This window comes from Hydrotalea sp. AMD (assembly GCF_004100315.1).
In the GTDB taxonomy this organism is placed as follows: domain Bacteria; phylum Bacteroidota; class Bacteroidia; order Chitinophagales; family Chitinophagaceae; genus Hydrotalea; species Hydrotalea flava.
On the sequence record NZ_SCKY01000085.1, the window covers coordinates 1 to 1,487 of the forward strand.

Sequence of the window (1,487 nt, forward strand, 5' to 3'; positions counted from 1 at the left end):
TCAGTGGATTTTCTACTTACCTTTTGTGCTTCTCTTTTTTCGTAATCGGTTAAATATTTCATTACACTTGAAAGTGTAAAGTATTCTTTTTCGACTGTTTCCCCATTGTACAACTTTTGAAAAATGTATTCATCCGGTTTTGGTATTCCTTTGCAAGCCCCATACCAGTGTCCGTCAATTAACCCGGCGTAAACTTTAGGCGCATGTGCCCGGAATGTCTGCCACTCTTTCTCTAATTTAAAATCGCCGTATCTTTTTGATTGGGGTATTTTTGAACAGTCAAATTTCGGCGTCACTGTAATTGAATCTGTGTCTGTGTACAAAACTTCAGACGCGCCCCCGGCGTATATCGCATCGAACAATTTAATACGCGCCCCAGCCGTAATCCATGCCGCAATGTGAGGGGCGCATATCATATTTTCGTTTTCCTCAACAATAAATCCGTAACGCTCCCCCAATGCTTCAAGCGGAGTCCATCCGGTCAAATTGTCGTCTAATTCGGTTTCAGTGCAAACAACACGCCTAATCCGCATCATTCCGAATTTGCCGTATAGAGAATTTTGAGTGCCTTTAACCACCGTTTCAGTTGCAGTGCCTTTGTAATGTGTGCGGAGTGTTTCGCATGTGGTTACAAAGTCATTGAAAGGAAAAATTAAATCTTCAAATTCAAGACCATAAACCGGGGTTATTTTGTAGCCAATTGATAAAGCAAATTTTAATTCAATGCTAGTGCATACTGTTCTAAATTTTCCTTTTGGGTATCTACTTTGCTTTACTGGCAAAGGCCAGTTAGAAAACGATTTAAAATTGTTGTGACATGGTTCCCCGCGCCAAGGTAAAACAGGAACTAACAAACCTTGAGGGGTTTCAACATCCACACACCAAAACGAAGGCGCGTCTAAATTGAAATCCTCTTTTCTTACAATCGAGGGCGGGCCTCCCGGAATACCTTGTTTCATTACGGCCGGGTAACAAGAATTCAAATCAAATGTTTTTGCGTTTTTAACCGGGCCTGTAAACAATGGGGCCACATAACCGCCCGAATAACAATGCCTAAAAAAGTTTTCGTAATGCCTTGAACTAGGCTGTACAGGGGTTTTAATTGTTGTTTGCCATGCTTTCATTGCGCTAGATGCCATTGTCCATTTTGCCGGGGTTCCCCAAATTTCTGAAAACTTTTTGCGAAAGTTATAAACAGCAACGGCTAACCCTATCGCATCATTAACCGCATATTCAATATGTTCAGGGTTTTCAGGATTAAAATTTTCAATGTCAATGCTTTTCTTTTCGTATTCGGGAGCAAACTCTTTTGTAAACTTTTTTAATGACATTGGATAAAGTAAAAATGAATCTCGCATTGTTACCGCTTCACATTCAACACTCATAATCTTTGTATCAGTTGCCAATGATATAAAAAGATTTTTTCCGTTTTCATCCAGCCACGGCAACAAATAACGCCAATCATAATTCGCGTTATGTGCTACCCA

1 protein-coding gene is annotated in these 1,487 nt (G+C 40.2%); it reads right to left on the reverse strand.

Translation table 11 applies throughout. The annotated features are described in order from the left end of the window. Window positions 1–1,487 (reverse strand): DNA polymerase (locus EO766_RS18145; RefSeq protein ID WP_287101791.1); only part of this gene is annotated, 1,487 nt, incomplete at both ends.